Origin of the sequence: Labrenzia sp. 5N (assembly GCF_012395805.1) — a bacterium.
Classification (GTDB): Bacteria; Pseudomonadota; Alphaproteobacteria; order Rhizobiales; family Stappiaceae; genus Roseibium; species Roseibium algicola.
Map to the genome: position 1 here is coordinate 120358 of NZ_JAAZTM010000001.1, position 16999 is coordinate 137356.

Genomic DNA, 16999 nt, shown 5'->3' on the forward strand with positions numbered 1-16999 from the left:
CCATGATGACCGCGTCTGACGATACAGCGGCCAAGCCGGCCAAGAGGTCTTCCATAGACTTCAAGACGATTGGCCCCGCAGTTGCCCTTCTGATCCTTTGCATCATCGGCTTTCTGCTGAACCCTGCCTTCGTCAGCGAAGGCAATCTGACCAACCTTCTGACCCGCTCTGCCTTTATCGGCATCATTGCTGTCGGGGCGACCTTCGTCATCACCGCCGGAGGCATCGATCTGTCTGTGGGGTCCATGGCGGCAGCCATTTCCGGTGTCATGATCATCATCATGAACAACGCCGTCGAGACCATGGGCAGCGGCGTTCCGACAGTTCTGCTCGGCTGCGGCCTTGCCATCGTGCTGGGCATCGGGGCCGGCTGGGTGAACGGTGCCCTGACCACCAAGGGCAAGATCGAAGCCTTCATCGTGACGCTCGGCACCATGGGCATCTATCGCTCGCTGGTGACCTACTTTGCCGATGGCGGAACCCTGTCGCTCAACTTCGATATTCGCGGAACCTACAGGCCTGTCTATTACGACACGTTTCTGGGCCTGCCCTTCCCTGTCTGGGTGTTCATCGCGGTTGCCATCTGCGGCTGGCTGCTGCTGAACCGCACCGCGTTCGGCCGCTATTGCACGGCCATCGGTTCGAACGAGGCCGTCGCCAGATATTCGGCGATCAACGTGGACCGTGTGAAGACGCTTACCTATGTCATCCAGGGCCTGTGCGTTTCCTTTGCCACCATCATTTACGTGCCCCGCCTTGGCTCGGCGTCCGCGTCCACCGGCGTGTTGTGGGAACTTGAGGCGATCGCCGCGGTCATTATCGGCGGTACGGTGCTGAAGGGTGGGTATGGCCGGATCGGCGGCACCATCCTTGGCGCCCTCATTCTCACCACGATCGGCAACATTTTGAACTTCACCGATGTGATCTCGAATTACCTGAATGGAACCATGCAGGGCCTGATCATCATCGTCGCAGTGTTTCTTCAGCGCAGTGACTGGAAGCTCCGCAAGAGCAAGTAAGCCCCTGACCTGATTTCAACCGAACCGGGACCCGTCCCCAATTCAAATACCGGATCGCACCGGACGGGAGAGGTGCGTCCAGATGGCAGCATTGAAGGAGGAAGCAATGCTCATGAAGAAAGCTTTGGGAGTGATCGCGGTAACCGGTGCGCTGGCCTTTGCGGGCGCTGCGGTTGCACAGGAAAAAATCAAGATCGGCGTCAGCTATCCGACCCCGACCCATGCCTGGGCAGCCGGCATGAACTGGCACGCGGAACAAGCGGAAAAGCGGCTTGAGGCGCTTTATCCGGATGTCGATCTCATCCTGGTGAACTCGCCGGATCCGGAAGCACAGGCAAGTGCCCTGGAAGACCTGGTCTCCGTTCACCAGATCAAAGCCCTGGTGGTTCTGCCGTTCGAATCCGAACCGCTGACCGACCCGGTGCTGAACGTCAAGAAATCCGGTGCATGGATCACGGTCGTCGACCGCGGCCTCAGCCAGCCGGGCATCGAAGACCTTTATGTGGCCGGCAACAACCCGGAACTGGGCCGTGTTTCCGCCCAATACATGAAGACCCGCCTGAAGGACGGCGACAACATCGTCATCCTGCGCGGTATTCCGACGGTCATCGACAATGAGCGCTTCGACGCGTTCATGGCCGAGATCGAAGGCTCCGGCATCAACGTGCTCGACCACAAGCACGCCAACTGGAACCGCGACGACGGCTTTGAAGTGATGCAGGACTTCCTGTCCCGCTTCCCGGACATCGACGCGGTCTGGGCCCAGGACGACGACATCGCCATTGGCGTGGTTGCCGCCCTGAAACAGGCTGGCCGTGACGGCGACGGCATGTTCGTCGTTGGCGGTGCCGGCATGAAGGAAACCATCAAGGCAATCATGGACGGCGATACCCTTATTCCGGTCGACGTTCTCTATCCGCCGGCGATGATCGCCACCGCCATGGACCAGACGGTTGCCGCCTTCAAGTCCAATGGTCCGGTTGCCGGCCGCTACATTCTCGGTGCGACGCTGATCACGCCGGAAAATGCTGAAAACTACTACTTCCCGGATTCGCCCTTCTAAGGCTTCGGGACGTAGCAGGCCGGGGTCTTTCGCGATGGGACCCCGGCCCTTTCCACCTCACCTCACCTTCCCCGATTTCTGGAGAATGTCATGAAAACCATAAAGGGTCCGGCGTTGTTTCTCGCCCAGTTTGCGGGGGACGAAGCGCCGTTCAATTCCTGGGCGTCGATCACGAAATGGGCCGCGGATTGCGGCTATCTTGGCGTTCAGGTACCCAGTTGGGACAGCAGGCTGATCGACCTTGAAAAGGCAGCCAGTTCCAAGACCTATTGTGACGAATTCATTGGAACGGCGCGCGAGAACGGTGTCGAGATCACCGAGCTTTCAACCCACTTGCAGGGCCAACTTGTTGCCGTGCACCCGGCCTATGACACGGCTTTCGACGGCTTTGCCGCGCCGCATGTCCATGGCAATCCTGCCGCCCGTCAGGCCTGGGCGGTCGACCAGGTCAAACTGGCCCTGGCCGCAAGCCGCAATCTCGGCATTTCGGCCCACGCCACCTTTTCCGGCGCGCTTGCCTGGCCCTATGTCTATCCGTGGCCGCAGCGTCCTGCCGGACTGATCGAAACCGCATTTGACGAACTTGCCAGACGCTGGCGTCCGATCCTCGACTATGCCGAGGAAATGGGGGTTGATGTCTGTTACGAAATTCACCCGGGTGAGGACCTGCATGACGGCATCACCTTCGAGATGTTCCTGGAGCGCGTCAACGGTCACGACCGCTGCAAGATGCTCTACGATCCGTCCCACTATGTGCTGCAATGCCTTGATTATCTGGATAATATCGACATCTACAAGGACCGGATCGGCATGTTCCACGTCAAGGATGCCGAGTTCAACCCGACCGGACGTCAGGGTGTTTATGGCGGCTACCAGTCGTGGGTCGACCGCGCCGGACGCTTCCGCTCCCTTGGCGATGGTCAGGTCGATTTCGGAGCCGTCTTTTCCAAGATGGCCGCGAATGATTTCGATGGCTGGGCCGTGGTTGAGTGGGAATGCTGCCTGAAGCACCCTGAAGACGGGGCCCGGGAAGGCGCGGACTTCGTGAAGGCTCACATCATCCGCGTGACCGAAAAGGCCTTTGACGATTTTGCCGACGGCGGCAGTGACGAGGCAGCCAACCGGAAGATGCTCGGGATCAACTAGAGTTTTGACTTCGACGAGGCAACAATTGGACGAGTCGGCGACGACGCTCGCCACCTCTCACTCTCGTCATGAGGAGGACCGCCCGGTCCGTTTCGAAGGGTGGGCTGCAATCTTGAAAACAAGTGGCCCCTCCCTCGAAAAAGCGCATCCGCGCTTCCTCAGCATGAGGTTTCTATGTATGTAAACAACGCGTGTAATCGATTACAGCGCGCGGCACGATAGAACAGAAACAGTTTCAGGAGGAGCGATATGGCCATCGAAGGAAAAGACACCGTGCAGACGCGCCCGATCCGGCTCGGCATGGTCGGCGGCGGCAAGGATGCCTTTATCGGCGCCGTTCACCGAATTGCCGCGCGCATCGACGGCGCCTACGACCTGGTGGCGGGCGCCCTGTCTTCCACCCCGGAGAAAGCGCTTGAGTCTGGCCGCGCGCTCGGCCTCAAGGAAGATCGCATCTATGGCTCCTTCGAGGAAATGGCCAAGCGTGAAGCCCGGCTGAAAGACGGCATAGAAGCCGTTGCCATCGTGACGCCGAACCACATGCACTATCCGGCGGCGAAGGAATTCCTGAAACGCGGGATCCATGTCATCTGCGACAAACCTCTGACTTCAACCCTGGCCGATGCCAAGAAATTCGTGAAGGCTGCGGAAAGCTCCGATGCTCTCTTCTTCCTGACGCACAACTACACCGGTTATCCGATGGTTCGGCAGGCACGCGAGATGGTGGCCAGTGGCGACCTCGGCACGATCCGCGTCGTTCAGGTGGAGTATCCCCAGGACTGGCTGACGGTGGAACAGCACAACAAGCAGGCTGATTGGCGTACAGACCCGGCACGTACGGGTCTTGGCGGCTCCACGGGCGATATCGGCACTCATGCCTATAATCTTGCCTGCTTCATCACAGGCCAGTCGGCGGAAAGCCTTGCAGCAGACCTGCAGTCCTTCGTTCCGGGCCGTCAGGTGGATGACAACGGCCACGTGATGCTGCGCTACGCCAGCGGCGCGCGCGGCATGCTGTGGTGTTCGCAGGTGGCACCGGGCAACGAGAACAATCTCAAGATCCGGATCTATGGCGACAAGGCCGGGCTCGAGTGGCACCAGGAAGACCCGAACTATCTCCACTACACGCCTTTCGGAAAGCCGAAGCAGCTGCTGACCCGGGGCGGTGCCGGCATGCTCGACAGCATCGCCTCGGCCACCCGTGTGCCGCCAGGACATCCGGAAGGCTATCTGGAAGGCTTCGCCAACCTCTACAAGGACGCTGCCGATGCCATCCGTGCCCACCAGTCCGGCAAGGACGCCAGCTCTCTGGTTCCGGGAATCACGGACGGACTTGCCGGCGTGCGCTTTGTCGACGCCTGCGTCCGCTCTTCGGCGAAAAACGCTGCCTGGGTGAAGCTGGACGGATAGTCTTGCCCATCGTCGCACTTCACGAAGCCCGGGCTCTGCTGCCCGGGCTTTTGTCGTTTTCAGGGCACTCTCCCTCGAGAAAGCAGGGCCACGAAACGACATCCTTGCCGCTCTTGGCAATTCCACACGGTGGAGTGTGCTGTACCCTGGATCTTGACTTGGACCGGGAGGGCGAATGGCGGGCCTCATCCCTTCCTCCTCGCCCCATGGCTCAACCGTGGTTTCCATGCCCCTTCCTGACCTCTGTCACGCCTCCTGGAAATGGCCCGGCATCGGCCTGGATTGCCGGATCAGGCCCGGAAACGATGAAGGAAAGAGGCAATCCAGATCGTTATTTTTTTCATTATTACAGATACTTACCCATCCCGTTCGCACCGCACAACGCTACTCGCTTTACAAAAGTAATAAAGTATTACTTAATGATTTTTGTGAGGAGAATATACCTTGTGGAGGAGACCCTATGAAACTCAAGGCAATGCTTATTGCCGGGGCAATGTCGTTTGTCCCGATGACCGCCATGGCTGCCGATCTGACCATCGGTTTTTCGCAGATCGGATCTGAATCCGGTTGGCGTGCAGCTGAAACAACTGTCACCAAGCAGGAAGCTGAAAAGCGCGGCATTGATCTGAAATTTGCCGATGCCCAGCAGAAGCAGGAAAACCAGATCAAGGCGATCCGGTCTTTCATCGCACAGGGTGTCGATGCGATCCTGCTCGCTCCGGTGGTTGCCACCGGTTGGGACGAGGTCCTGGAAGAAGCCAAGGACGCCGAGATCCCGGTCGTGCTGCTTGACCGGACTGTCGACGCACCGGAAGATCTTTACATGACCGCCGTCACGTCGGATCTGGTTCATGAAGGCAGCGTCGCCGGCCAGTGGCTGGTTGATGAAACTGCCGGCGAGAAGTGCGACATCGTCGAACTTCAGGGAACAACCGGTTCCAGCCCCGCCATCGATCGCAAGAAGGGCTTCGAGCAGGCGATTTCCGGCCATGACAATCTGAACATTGTCCGTAGCCAGACCGGCGACTTCACCCGCAGCCAGGGCAAGGTCGTCATGGAAAGCTTCCTGAAGGCTGTTGGCGGCGCCAACATCTGTGCCCTTTATGCCCACAACGACGACATGGCCGTCGGCGCCATCCAGGCGATCAAGGAAGCCGGCCTGAAGCCCGGCGAGGACATCAAGATCGTCTCGATCGACAGTGTTCCGGACATCCACCTGGCGATGGCAAACGGCGAAGCCAATGCCACGATCGAACTGACCCCGAACATGGCAGGCCCGGCGCTGGACGCGCTTGAAGCCTACCTTGCGGATGGCACGATGCCGCCGAAGTGGATCCAGACCGAGTCCAAACTCTACACGCTCAAAGATGATAACATGGCCATCTACGAGATGAAGAAAGACCTGGGATACTAAGAACGATCCCGATGCCGGGCGGCCTGCCGCCCGGCATCTCAAGGTTCAGGAAGTCCGACTTCGGGGGAAGCCGATACATGGCGAGCGTAACCAACCCTGTGCTCGAATGCCGGGGCATATCCAAATTCTTTCCGGGGGCCATAGCGCTGGATGCAGTGGACCTGACCCTATATCCGGGTGAAGTGCATGCGCTGCTCGGCGAAAACGGGGCCGGAAAATCCACCCTGATCAAATGCCTGACCGGTGCCTATCGGCGCGATGCCGGCACCATCCTCCTGAACAGTCAGGAAATCTCGCCCAACAGCACTCAGGACAGCCAGAAACTGGGTATCGGCACCGTCTATCAGGAAGTGAACCTGCTGCCGAACCTGACTGTTGCGGAGAACCTTTTTCTCGGCCGCCAGCCGATGTGGCACGGGTTCATTTCCCAGCGCAAGATGATGAAGATGGCGCGGGACCTGCTTGCCGAATTCGGCCTTTCCGTCAATCCGGCCGAGCCGCTGTCGGCCTATTCCGTCGCCGTACAACAGGTGGTCGCGATTGCCCGCGCCGTCGAGCTTTCCGGCAAGGTCCTGATCCTTGACGAACCGACAGCCAGCCTCGACCGGGACGAAGTCGACCTTGTTTTTTCCGTCATTGAAAAACTGAAGGCGCGTGGCCTTGCCATTGTCTTCATCACGCATTTCCTCGACCAGGTGTTCGAGATCTCCGACCGGGCAACGGTGCTGAGAAACGGCCGTGTGGTTGGCACCCGTCAGCTTGCAGACGCAACCCAGACCGAGATCGTGACGCTGATGCTCGGCCGGCAGCTGGAAGATCGCATTCACGACCGCGCCCCGTCGGCAACCGGTGACACATTGATTGAGCTGACGAACTTCGGCAAACGCGGCATGATCACGCCGTTTGACCTGACCGTGCGCAAGGGCGAAGTCGTCGGCCTTGCCGGGCTTCTGGGGTCCGGACGTACGGAAACTGCCGAAATCATCTTTGGCGCCGTGCAGGCTGACCAGGGCGAAGCGCTGCTGGAAGGCAAGAAAGTCACCATCAAGAACCCGCGTGAGGCCGTCGCGCACCGGTTTGCGCTCTGTCCGGAAGACCGGAAGAGCGACGGTATCGTCGGCGATCTTTCCGTGCGGGAGAATATCATTCTGGCTCTGCAGGCCCGACAGGGCTGGTTCCGGCCACTACCAAAAGCAAAGGTCAACGAACTGGCGGAAGCCTATGTGAAGGCGCTCGACATTCGCCTCGCCAGCCTGGACATGCCGATCCGCCTGCTTTCTGGCGGTAATCAGCAGAAGGCACTGCTGGCAAGATGGCTGGCGACAAATCCGGCCTTCCTGATCCTGGATGAACCGACACGCGGCATCGATGTCGGCGCCCACGCGGAAATCATCGCCCTTATCGAGAAGCTGCGCGAAGACGGCATGGCGCTTCTTGTGGCCTCGTCCGAGCTGGAAGAACTCGTCGCCTATTCCACCCGGGTGATCGTGCTGCGTGACCGGCGTCAGGTATGCGAACTTGCCGGTGACGACATCACGACTTCCAACATTGTCGCGGCCATTGCCGACGAACCCATGGCGGAGGCCGTTTGATGACCGCACATGTTCACAACACCCTCCGGCGGATCACCCCGCAGCTGATCATCCTGGCTGCCGTTCTGATGCTGAACTTCATGGTATTCCCGGATTTCTTCCGGATAGAATTCCAGAACGGTCGCCTCTTCGGCAATCTGATTGACGTGCTCAATCGTGGCGCGCCGACCGCCCTTCTGTGTATCGGCATGACACTGGTCATCGCGACCAGAGGCATCGATCTGTCGGTTGGCGCTGTCATGGCAATTGCCGGTGCGGTTGCCGCTTCCCTTGCCGTGGATGGACACGGCTGGCACGTCGCCCTTACCGGTGCGCTTGCCGTCGGTGCGATCTGCGGCCTGTGGAACGGCGTGCTGGTTGCTGTCCTGCGCATTCAGCCGATCGTCGCAACGCTTGTGCTGATGGTGGCCGGACGGGGCATTGCGCAGCTGGTGACCGAGGGAACGATCCTGACCTTCCTGGATCCCGGCCTCATCCACCTGGGCGCAGGCACGATCCTAGGCATTCCGACCCCGATCCTGATCTGGATCGGGCTCGGGGTCGCGGTTGCGGCAGTGGTCCGCAAGACAGCGCTTGGCATGCTGATCGAGGCAATCGGTATCAACGAGAGCTCTTCGCGCCTTGCGGGCATCAACAGCCGTGTTCTGATCATCTCGGTCTATTTGATTTCCGGTGTCTGCGCGGCCCTGGCCGGCGTTATCGTCGCGGCGGATATCAAGGGGGCAGATGCCAACAATGCCGGTCTCTGGCTCGAACTTGATGCCATCCTTGCGGTGGTGATTGGTGGCAACTCGCTGCTTGGCGGGCGTTTTTCGATCATGGCGTCACTGCTCGGGGCCCTGATCATCCAGTCGGTCAATTCGGTGATCCTGCTGTCCGGCATGCCGCCTGAATTCAATCTGGTCATCAAGGCACTGATCATCATCGCGATCCTGGTCATCCAGTCTCCGACCGTGAAACACGCGCTTTACATCTTGCGGGCTTCCGCGGAGCCCCAGCCGTCCGACCCCATCAAGGAAGCGAAAGAAAGCCCGCAATGATCCGCTCCACTCATCTGCCGCTTCTGATCACCATCGCGACTTTCGTGCTGGCCTATACGTTGTGTGCGTCGCAATACCCGGCGATGCTGTCCACACGGGTCGTCGCGAACCTTCTGACAGACAACGCCTTTCTTGGAATAGCCGCCGTTGGCATGACCTTCGTGATCCTTTCGGGGGGCATCGATCTTTCGGTCGGCTCGGTGATCGCCTTTACCGGCGTCTTTCTGGCTGTGATCCTGAGGGATACCTCGATCCATCCGCTGGTCGCCTTTGTCCTGGTACTGGCGATCACCATTTCCTTCGGCGCGGCGATGGGGGCGATGATCCACTATCTGGAGATGCCGCCCTTCATCGTCACGCTGGCAGGCATGTTCCTGGCCCGCGGCGCGGCCTATGTACTGTCGACCGACAGCGTGCCGATTACCCACGAGTTCTACGACACACTGCAGTCGCTTTACTGGAAGGCTCCGGGCGGCGGACGTTTCCGGCTCACCGGCATGATCATGCTGCTGACCTTCCTCGTCGGCATCGTCGTCGCCCACCGCACCCGCTTCGGCCAGAATGTCTATGCACTTGGCGGCGGGCTGTCGACGGCCCGGCTGATGGGCGTTCCCCTGGCAAGGACCACCATCGGCATATACGCCACGTCAGGCGGCCTTGCCGGACTTGCCGGGATCATCTTCTCTCTCTACACGTCCGCCGGCTATTCACTGGCGACGGTCGGGGTCGAACTCGACGCCATCGCGGCGGTGGTGATCGGCGGCACATTGCTGACCGGCGGCACTGGTTTTGTCGCAGGCACATTCTTTGGCATTTTGATCATGGGGTTGATACAAACCTTTATCGTGTTCGACGGAACGCTTTCGAGCTGGTGGACAAAGATCGTGATCGGCGGTTTGCTCTTCGGCTTCATCTTGCTTCAGAAGGGACTCACTTGGGCAACGACACTGCGCAGAAAACCAGCGACAGAGTTCGCCGCGCAATCATGACCTTCGTCGCCACCGGCGGGTTGGGAAGCCAGATCGGAAACCATACCGATCAGGTTGTCGAGCAACTGGGAAGAGCCATCGTTGCAGGTGAGTATCCGCCGGAAACGATGATCCCCCTGGACCCGGACATTTCGGAAATGTTCGACGTCTCGCGCACGGTGGTGCGGGAAGCGAAGAAGACGCTGATCGCAAAAGGCCTGATCCAGTCGAAAGCCAAGGTTGGAACCCATGTCCGGCCCGCATCCGAATGGAACATGTTCGATCCGGACGTCCTGCGCTGGCACGCCGCGCTCAACAACCAGCGTCCGTTTCTGGAAGACCTGTTCGAGATACGCCTGATCTTCGAACCGGCGGCGGCAGGCAGCGCCGCCAAGCGCGCAACCGATGCGGAATGCGTGACCCTGTCCAAACTCTGCGACAACCTTGCCACCGGCAAGGACAGGGCTGCCGTGGCCGTGGCCGATCTGGAGTTTCACAAGATGATCCTGAAGCTCTCCGGCAATCGCTTCCTGCAGTCACTTGGAGATCTCGTTCAGGCCGCGCTCTATTCCCTCTTCATTGCCGAGGCCAACGAGCGCAACGACCAGGAAACCTACGAGTTCGTCGAGCGTCACCGCGCCATCGTCACGGCCATCAAGGCCGGAGACGCGAAAGCCGCTCATGACGCCATGGTCGCCGTCATCCTGGCCGGCCGGAAGATCGAACTGAATATCTGAGGCTTCAAACTTGAAAAAACGCCTCATCCTGAGGAGCGCACTTGTGCGCGTCTCGAAGGATGGGCCACTTGTTCAGAGCAAGGTGCCCATCCTTCGAGACGGACCTGAAGGTCCTCCTCAGGATGAGGTCGTCATTTGATCGCCCACCCGGCTCAGCTGGCCGGCAGCAGGTCGTCCGGCAGGTTCTGGTAGCAGACCGGGCGCAGGAAGCGCCGGATAGCCATCGTGCCGACGGAGGTGGCGCCGAAGTTGGTCGATGCCGGGTAAGGCCCGCCGTGAACCATGCTGTCGGCAACTTCCACACCGGTCGGGAAGCCGTTGGCAAGCACGCGGCCTGCCTTGCGCTCCAACACCGGCATAAGCTTGCGGGCAAGGTCCTTGTCGCCTGCATCCATCTGCAACGTGCAGGTGAGCTGGCCTTCCAGGCACTTGGCGATTTCCAGAAGCTGTGCTTCATCCCTCACGCGGACCACGATGCCGAGCGGGCCGAAGACTTCTTCGCCCAGTTCCTCGTTGGCCAGCCAGTTGTCGCCGGTGGTCTCGAAGACGTAAGGCGCGGCTTCACGGGTCTCGCAGGACGTGCCGATCAGTTCGCGGACACCACTGGAAGCGGCAACCCGCTTTGAACCGGACCGGTAGGCGGCCGCAATTCCGTCTGTCAGCATGGTCTGCTTGCCAATGCCGCCGAGGGCTTCTGTTGCTGTCGCAACGAAGGCGTCCGCATCCGGACCTTCGAGCACCAGGATAACGCCCGGGTTGGTGCAGAACTGGCCAGCACCCATTGTCAGCGATCCGGCCCAGCCCTTTGAAATTGCCTCGCCGCGAGCGGAGAGCGCCGCCGGCAACAGGAACATCGGGTTGACCGAACCAAGCTCACCAAAGAACGGGATCGGCACCGGGCGCTGTGCGCACATGTCGAACAAGGCACGGCCGCCACGCAGGGAGCCTGTGAAACCGACGGCGGTGATCAGCGGGTGCTGAACAAGCGCCTGGCCAACCTCGAAACCATTGCCCTGGATGAAGGAGAAGACACCCGGATGCAGGCCGCAGGACTTGATGGCTGCGGCGATTGCCTCCGCGACGATCTCACCGGTGCCCGGATGGGCCGGGTGGCCACGGACGACCACGGGGCAGCCCGCAGCCAGAGCCGATGCCGTATCACCGCCGGCGGTCGAGAATGCCAGCGGGAAGTTGGAAGCACCAAAGACCGCGACCGGCCCGATCGGGCGCTGGACCAGCTTCAGGTCCGGGCGCGGCAGAGGCTGACGGTCCGGCAGGGCTTCGTCGTGACGCTTGTCGAGATAATCGCCTTTCAGAATATGCGAGGCAAACAGGCGCAACTGGCCGGTGGTGCGACCACGCTCGCCCTGAAGACGCGCTTCCGGCAAACCGGTTTCGGACGTGCCGATCTCGGTGATGGCGTCCGCACGGGCTTCAATCTCGTCTGCAATGGCATTGAGGAATTTCGCCCGCTCTTCACTGCTGGAATAGCCATAGCTCCAGAAGGCTTCTTCCGCTGCGCGGCAGGCCGCGTCCACCTGGTCGGCAGTACCGACGGAAAAAGCGTGAGACGCACCATGCGCCGGTTCGGAGGTAAATGTTGCATCGCCGGCAACCCATTGCCCTGCAACAAGCTGCTTTCCGTGAGGCATAAAAGTCATGTCAAACCTTCTGGTTTTGAAGATGGATCAGAATTCGAACGGATCAGTGATGACGCGCCGCCCAAGAGAAAAGGCGTCGCACACATGGATCATCGGCGAGAGATCGACGTCGCTCGTGCCCGATTTCACCAGATCCGCCATACGGACGTAGAGGTTGGCATATTCATGGTTCGCCCCCTGTATAACGGGCTCACCGTCGATTTCCAGCTTCTCACCGCCAAGTGACAGCTTTGCGGCGCCCCGGTCGGTTTCAACGTCGATGTCCCATGTCTGGGGCCCTTCCTGACGCCAGTCGAAATCGGCGGACATTTCCGCGCCAACCGGATCTGCGAAGGTCAGCCCGGCGGCAATCGGCGTTGCCCGGTTCTCCGGAAACTCCAGCGTCGCACCGGTGAGGTGAACCGGATAAGGAAGAACCTCGGTCAGGATCGAGAGCGCATTGATACCTGGATCGAAGACCCCCATGCCACCCGGCTCCCAGATCCATTCCTGGCCGGGATGCCAACGGCGAACGTCTTCCTTCCAGGTGATCTTGAGCCGTTTCAACGTGCGTTCGGCAAGGAATGCCTTCAGCGCCGGTACGCTATCGGCATAGCGGGAGTGCCAGGTGGCGAACAACGTCACCCCGTGTTCCCTTGCAAGTGCCTCCAGCGCATAGCATTCGGCAAGGCTCTGACCCGGCGGCTTTTCCAGCATCACATGCTTGCCGGCCTTCAAGGCCTTGGCCGCATACTCGAACCGAGGTTGCGGTGGAATGGCGAGCGAGACCGTGGTGATGTCCGGCCGCTTTTCCAGAAGCTCGTCGATCGTCTGGAAATGATCGATCCCGTCAACGCCGGCGTGACGGCTGACCGCCGCCTCCAGCTGCCAGTCCGGATTACCGGCAATTGCCGGAATGTGCTGATCGCGGGCAATCTTGCCGATGCCCACCAGCGCCAGTTTTTCTGCCATCAATGTGAATCCTTCGGCACGGCGGAACCGCGGCAGCCTTTCAGGAAGTCGAAATCGGCGCCGGTGTTGGCACCCTGAACGTGGTCATGGAACAGGCGGGCGTAGCCGCTGTCCGGAACATGGTGCGACGGCTTCCAAGCTGCAAGCCGTGCGGACAATTCCTGTTCGGAAATGTCGAGATGGATTGTCCGGTTCGCAACATCCAGTTCGATCATGTCGCCGTCTTTCACCACCGCCAGCGGTCCACCGGCAGCCGCCTCCGGAGAGGTATGCAGGACAACGGTGCCATAAGCCGTGCCGGACATGCGCGCATCCGAAATGCGGACCATGTCGGTAATGCCTTTCTTCAGCACCTTGGGCGGCAAGCCCATGTTGCCGACTTCCGACATGCCCGGGTACCCCTTGGGGCCGCAGTTCTTCAGCACCATGACGCAGGTCTCGTCGATGTCGAGGGCGTCGTCGTTGATCTTGGCCTTGTAGTCGTCGATATCCTCAAAGACCACTGCCCTGCCCTTGTGCTGCATCAGATGCGGCGACGCGGCAGACGGTTTCAGGACAGCGCCATTGGGTGCAAGGTTGCCTTTCAGAACCGCGATACCACCCTGGCTGGTCAGCGCCTTTTCCGCCGGCAGGATGACATCCTCGTTCCAGTTCTTCACGTCTCTGACCTGGTCCCACATGGTCTCGCCGGAAACGGTGATGGCATCCTTGTTGAGCATGCCCGCCTCGCCGAGGCGCTTGATCACCACCGGCAGACCACCCGCATAGAAGAACTCTTCCATCAGGTATTTGCCGGACGGCATCAGGTTGACGATGGTCGGGATGTCCCGGCCTGCCTTGTCCCAATCATCGAGCGAGAGGTCTATGCCGACACGGCCGGCGATGGCCAGCAGATGGATGACCGCATTCGTCGACCCGCCGATGGCACCATTGGTGCGGATGGCGTTCTCGAAGGCTTCGCGGGTCAGGATGTCGGACGGTTTCAGATCGTCCTTCACCATCTGCACGATCCGCCGGCCGGAGAGATGCGCGATCACCCGACGTCGACTGTCGACAGCCGGGATCGCCGCATTGCCGGACAGCGCCATGCCGAGTGCCTCGGCCATAGAGGCCATGGTGGATGCCGTACCCATGGTGTTGCAGCTGCCGGGGGACCGGCTCATGGCGGCCTCGGCCTCCAGAAACTCCTCCTGGGTCATTTCCCCAGCCTTCACCGCCTCGGAGAATTTCCAGAGGTGCGTGCCGGACCCGACCCGTTCGCCCTGGAACCAGCCATTCAGCATCGGGCCGCCGGTGACGACAATTGCCGGAATATCGACAGAGGCTGCGCCCATCAGCAAAGAAGGCGTGGTCTTGTCGCAGCCAACCAGCAAGACGACACCATCCAGCGGTGTGCCCCGGATCGCTTCTTCTACATCCATGCTGGCAAGGTTGCGAAACATCATCGCGGTCGGACGCAGCGTGCTCTCGCCGGTCGAGAACACGGGGAACTCCACCGGAAAGCCGCCGGCCTCGTAGATCCCGTGTTTGACGCGCTCCGCCAGATCGCGCAGATGCGCGTTGCAGGGCGTGAGCTGGGACCAGGTGTTGCAGATGCCAATAACCGGGCGACCATCGAAAAGGTCGTCCGGCAGACCCTGGTTCTTCATCCAGCTGCGGTGATAGATGTGGTCACGGCTGGTGCCGCCGAACCATTCGGTCGACCGCAGTTTGCGCGGCCATTTCGCCGGTTTGAATGCCATGATCTAAAGAACCTTCACTTGAGCCGCCCCGGCTTCCGCAGCCTTGAAAGCCAAGCGGTTTTTCAGGGGAACGCCGAACCCCGGCGCGGAAATCTCGACCTCGTCCCCTTCCCGGCAGCCAATGCCATCGGCGAAGGAAAGCGTTGCCGTGCCGAACATGTGCACGTGCAGATCGCCCGGCTGGCGGAAAACGTCATACTTGAAATGATGGTGTTCCAGGTTCGCCAGCGTGTGGGACATGTTGCCTTCACCCGACAGGAATGGCTTTTCCCAAAGCACTGCGCCGTCACGGTAGATCCGGCTGGTGCCTTCAACCTTCTCCGGAAGCGGACCGACCATCAACTCCGGCCCGAAGGAGGCCGGACGCAGTTTGGAATGTGCCAGGTACAGATAGTTCTGGCGTTCCATCACGTGATCGGAGAACTCGTTGGCGAGCGCGAAGCCGACGCGGAACGGCGTTCCGTCTTCGGCAATAACATATACCCCGGCGATTTCCGGTTCCTCGCCGCCATCCTCGCAAAAACCGGGACTGACAAGATCACCGCCCGGCGCCACCGCGCAGGACCCGTTGCCCTTGTAGAACCATTCCGGCTGGACGCCGACATGGCCCGGCTGCGGCCGACCGCCTTCAAGGCCGAGCTGGAACATCTTCATGCTGTCCGTGACGTTGGCATCGTCGTTCTTCGCCTTGGCGTGCATGGCATCACGAGTTGCCGCGGACCCCAGGTGCGTCAGCCCCGTGCCGGTCAGATGCATATGGGCTGCGTCCGGGTGGTCGATCGGCAGCAGCAACCGGCCTTCCGAGGCCAGCTGTTCCAGGTCGACCGCCGCACCGAGTTCATGTCCGCGGATGCATTCGGTCAGGCTCTGGCCTTTTGCGATGGCTTCCTGAACCAGCTCGTAGGTGGAGGCAACTCCCTTCAGGACAGATGCTTCGCTGCCATTGCGGACGACCACGGCACGTTTGCCGGCATCATCCAGGATCTGGGAAATCAGCATAGCGTTACCCCTGCTTGTTCTTGTTGTAGACGTCGAAAATTACGGCTGCGAGCAGCACGAGGCCCTTGATCATCTGCTGGTAGTCGATACCGATGCCCATGATCGACATGCCGTTGTTCAGCACGCCCATGAGGAAGGCTCCGACAACCGCGCCAATGATGGTGCCAACCCCGCCGGACATGGACGCCCCGCCGATAAAGACGGCCGCAATCACGTCCAGTTCCAATGCGAAGCCGGCCTTGGGCGTTGCTGTGTTGAGACGTGCAGCGAATACGAGACCCGCTGCTGCAGCCAGAACGCCCATGTTGGTGAAGGCCAGGAAGGTCAGTCGTTCGGTCTTGATACCGGACAGTTTGGCAGCCTTCTGGTTGCCGCCGAGTGCGTAGATCCGGCGGCCAACCGTCGTCGTTTCGGTGATGAAGGCATAGATGATCGTCAGGACGCCCATGGTGATGAGCACATTCGGCAGGCCGCGGAACAGGGACAGCTTGAACATCACGAACACCAGTGCGGCAGCAATGATCACGTTGCGGGCGACAAAGAAGCTCGTCGGCTCATCCTCGATGCCGTAGGCCTTGTTCTGTGCCCGCTGGCGCATGCCGATCCAGACCACAAGGGCTGCGGCCACGACACCGGTTGCGAGCGCAAGAACATTGACCTTGCGAGCACCGAAGAGATCCGCCAGTGCTTCCCCCATGCCGGCAGGAAACATGTCCGGTACGAAACCGGTGGCAATGATCTGGAATTCCTTTGGGAACGGACCCACCGACTGACCTTCGAGAAGCCAGAGCGACAAGCCGCGGAAGACCAGCATGCCTGCCAGCGTCACAATGAAGGACGGTATTTTCCAATAGGCGACCCAATACCCCTGGGCCGCGCCGATCAGTCCGCCGATGGCCAGGCAGACGATCATCGTGATGTATGGCGATTGGCCGTAGTTGACGATCATGACCGCGGCGAGCGCCCCGATGAAGCCCATCACCGAGCCGACCGACAGGTCGATGTTGCCCGAGACGATGACGATCAGCATGCCGAGTGCCATGATGATAATGTAGGAGTTCTGCAGCAGCAGGTTGGTGATGTTTACTGCACGCAGCAGCGTGCCGTCGGTAACCACCTCGAAGAAGGCCATCACCGCAATCAGCGCGAACAGCAGTCCGTATTGCCGCAAATGCGAGGAGATATACTCGCCGATGCCCTTGGTCTTCACGACCGGCGTCGCATTGGTGTCGCTATCAGCCAGTTCCATGGGTTTTT

General features: G+C 60.4%; 14 protein-coding genes. 9 read left to right on the forward strand and 5 right to left on the reverse strand.

Going from position 1 to position 16999, the window contains the following annotated elements:
• Positions 1–2 precede the first annotated feature (2 nt).
• The 9 genes from HEP89_RS00535 to HEP89_RS00575 all read left to right on the forward strand — a co-directional run bounded on the left by HEP89_RS00535 (position 3) and on the right by HEP89_RS00575 (position 10389).
• A complete protein-coding gene (locus tag HEP89_RS00535) occupies positions 3–1019 on the forward strand; it encodes an ABC transporter permease (protein ID WP_022999996.1) in 1017 nt (338 codons plus the stop codon).
• Positions 1020–1125: 106 nt separating this feature from the next.
• Positions 1126–2082: a substrate-binding domain-containing protein gene (locus HEP89_RS00540; RefSeq protein WP_031268970.1), complete on the forward strand. Its 957-nt coding sequence runs from the start codon at positions 1126–1128 to the stop codon at positions 2080–2082.
• Positions 2083–2172: 90 nt separating this feature from the next.
• Positions 2173–3228 (forward strand): sugar phosphate isomerase/epimerase, encoded by a 1056-nt coding sequence (locus HEP89_RS00545; RefSeq protein WP_022999994.1) that lies wholly within the window; start codon positions 2173–2175, stop codon positions 3226–3228.
• Positions 3229–3477: 249 nt separating this feature from the next.
• Positions 3478–4638, forward strand: coding sequence for a Gfo/Idh/MocA family oxidoreductase (locus HEP89_RS00550; protein ID WP_022999993.1), 1161 nt, complete (start codon positions 3478–3480; stop codon positions 4636–4638).
• A gap of 460 nt (positions 4639–5098) precedes the next feature.
• Complete coding sequence (ytfQ, locus tag HEP89_RS00555) at positions 5099–6052, forward strand: galactofuranose ABC transporter, galactofuranose-binding protein YtfQ (RefSeq protein ID WP_022999992.1); 954 nt, start codon at positions 5099–5101, stop codon at positions 6050–6052.
• Between the two features lie 77 nt (positions 6053–6129).
• The gene (locus tag HEP89_RS00560) at positions 6130–7644 is read left to right on the forward strand and encodes a sugar ABC transporter ATP-binding protein (protein ID WP_168691077.1); all 1515 of its coding nucleotides are present in this window, start codon (positions 6130–6132) and stop codon (positions 7642–7644) included.
• Positions 7644–8684, forward strand: a complete 1041-nt coding sequence (locus HEP89_RS00565) for an ABC transporter permease (protein WP_168691078.1) — start codon at positions 7644–7646, stop codon at positions 8682–8684. Before HEP89_RS00560 ends, HEP89_RS00565 begins: the two co-directional genes overlap by 1 nt.
• Positions 8684–9673, forward strand: coding sequence for a galactofuranose ABC transporter, permease protein YjfF (gene yjfF, locus HEP89_RS00570; protein ID WP_077293137.1), 990 nt, complete (start codon positions 8684–8686; stop codon positions 9671–9673). The genes HEP89_RS00565 and yjfF overlap by 1 nt, the downstream gene beginning before the upstream one ends.
• Positions 9670–10389 (forward strand): FadR/GntR family transcriptional regulator, encoded by a 720-nt coding sequence (locus tag HEP89_RS00575; protein ID WP_055658466.1) that lies wholly within the window; start codon positions 9670–9672, stop codon positions 10387–10389. The genes yjfF and HEP89_RS00575 overlap by 4 nt, the downstream gene beginning before the upstream one ends.
• 152 nt (positions 10390–10541) lie before the next feature.
• Here HEP89_RS00575 and HEP89_RS00580 read toward each other — a convergent pair whose 3' ends face one another.
• Genes HEP89_RS00580 through mmsB form a run of 5 tightly spaced genes read right to left on the reverse strand, consistent with a single transcriptional unit; the run spans position 10542 to position 16991 of the window.
• A complete protein-coding gene (locus HEP89_RS00580; RefSeq protein ID WP_168691079.1) occupies positions 10542–12050 on the reverse strand; it encodes an aldehyde dehydrogenase (NADP(+)) in 1509 nt (502 codons plus the stop codon).
• A gap of 27 nt (positions 12051–12077) precedes the next feature.
• Entirely contained in the window at positions 12078–13001 is a 924-nt protein-coding gene (locus tag HEP89_RS00585) for a Gfo/Idh/MocA family oxidoreductase (protein WP_055658462.1), read from the reverse strand.
• Positions 13001–14743: an L-arabinonate dehydratase gene (araD, locus tag HEP89_RS00590; protein WP_168691080.1), complete on the reverse strand. Its 1743-nt coding sequence runs from the start codon at positions 14741–14743 to the stop codon at positions 13001–13003. The genes HEP89_RS00585 and araD overlap by 1 nt, the downstream gene beginning before the upstream one ends.
• Positions 14744–14746: 3 nt before the next feature.
• Positions 14747–15742: an AraD1 family protein gene (araD1, locus tag HEP89_RS00595; protein ID WP_022999984.1), complete on the reverse strand. Its 996-nt coding sequence runs from the start codon at positions 15740–15742 to the stop codon at positions 14747–14749.
• Between the two features lie 4 nt (positions 15743–15746).
• Positions 15747–16991, reverse strand: a complete 1245-nt coding sequence (gene mmsB, locus HEP89_RS00600) for a multiple monosaccharide ABC transporter permease (protein ID WP_152511535.1) — start codon at positions 16989–16991, stop codon at positions 15747–15749.
• Positions 16992–16999 lie beyond the last annotated feature (8 nt).